Annotated in this window: 2 pseudogenes; one reads left to right on the top strand and one right to left on the bottom strand. The window is 69.8% G+C overall.

Features of this window, described 5'->3' with window-relative positions:
- Window positions 1–598 (top strand): annotated as a pseudogene (locus BST27_RS34715) (hypothetical protein); the annotation flags it as partial.
- A 195-nt stretch (window positions 599–793) separates the two neighbouring features.
- On the opposite strand, the pseudogene BST27_RS30405 reads toward BST27_RS34715, so the two are convergent.
- Window positions 794–1,227: pseudogene (locus BST27_RS30405) on the bottom strand (AAA family ATPase); the annotation flags it as partial.

Below are 1,227 nucleotides of genomic sequence, written 5' to 3'. Positions count from 1 at the left end.
TACGGATACCGCGATCGCTGGCGGCGGCGGGAAAGGCGGGGCTGGCGGGGGGTCCGGCGGGTTCGGCGGAGCCGGTGGTGCTGCCACGAACTGGGGAACCGGAGGCGCAATAGGAGGTACGGGTGGGGACGGCGGCTTCGGTATCGGTAGCGGCACCGGAGGCGCCGGCGGCAGCGGTGGCGCCGCTGTCGTCATGAACAACTCCGCTACAGGTGCCGCTAGCGGTGGTCGGGGCGGCGATGGCGGGAGCGGCGCGACCGGCGGGACCGGAGGCAACGGCGGTGCCGCCACTAACGACGGTACTGGCGATGCCAACGGCGGAGCGGGCGGAATGGGTGGCCAGGGCTTCGCCGGCTCCGGCGGCAAAGGCGGGAGGGGTGGTGTTGCCACAGTGGTCGACGGATCTAACGGTGTTGCGCGTGGTGGCCGCGGCGGCGACGGCGGTAGCAGCTCGGGCGCTGGTGTCGACGGTGGCGACGGCGGCGACGGCGGCGACACCTACGGAACCAACTTCGTCGTGGGTATCGGCGGGAAGGGCGGTAGCGGCGGGCCTGGCGGTTCACCCGGTTCATTCGGCAAGGACGGAGTGCCACTCTAGGGCGCGGCGGTTAATCGGCTAATCAATTTTCGACTGTCCTGTGTTGCCGTACATTTGAGCGCCGTCGGGGCGCGGCGCCAGCACGAGCGCGTCCAGAATGCCGCCGCGCCGGCCCGGCCCTGGTCTGATACGCCTGCGGTCGTCTTCGGTCTTTCATCTGCGGTGCAGCGCCCGATTTGGCGGCGGCGATAGACGCTACGAACCGCCGCAGCCCTGAGCCTGCAGGGTGGCATCGGTGGCTGCCGCAACCATTCCGACTGCGGCGAGTTCGTCGGACACCGCGGCCAAAGCCCCTCCGTCACTATTGACCAGCGCCCGGGCATGACGCACGATGATTTGCCCTATAGCGCAATCGATTTCGCCCACCAACCGAGTCACCGGCTCCAGCGCACGGATATCTCCGAGACGAATGGCGTCATGCCAAACCAGCAGCGCCACCGCCGATTGCCCCGCCCGCTCGGCGGTCCGGGCCGCCTCCCGCACCGCCGTCAGCGCACCGGTCTTGTCCCGTGCCGTCGCCCTGGTCCACGCCCGCGCCACCCCGAGCTCGGGTGCGAACAGCGCGGACTTCGTCCCGTGCCGAATCTCCGCACGCCGGAACGCTTTTGCAGATCCCGGTATGTCGCCCT

Origin of the sequence: Mycobacterium intermedium (assembly GCF_002086275.1) — a bacterium.
Classification (GTDB): domain Bacteria; phylum Actinomycetota; class Actinomycetes; order Mycobacteriales; family Mycobacteriaceae; genus Mycobacterium; species Mycobacterium intermedium.
Note: the sequence above shows the minus strand (reverse complement) of the source record. Positions and strands in the feature narration are given on the sequence as shown.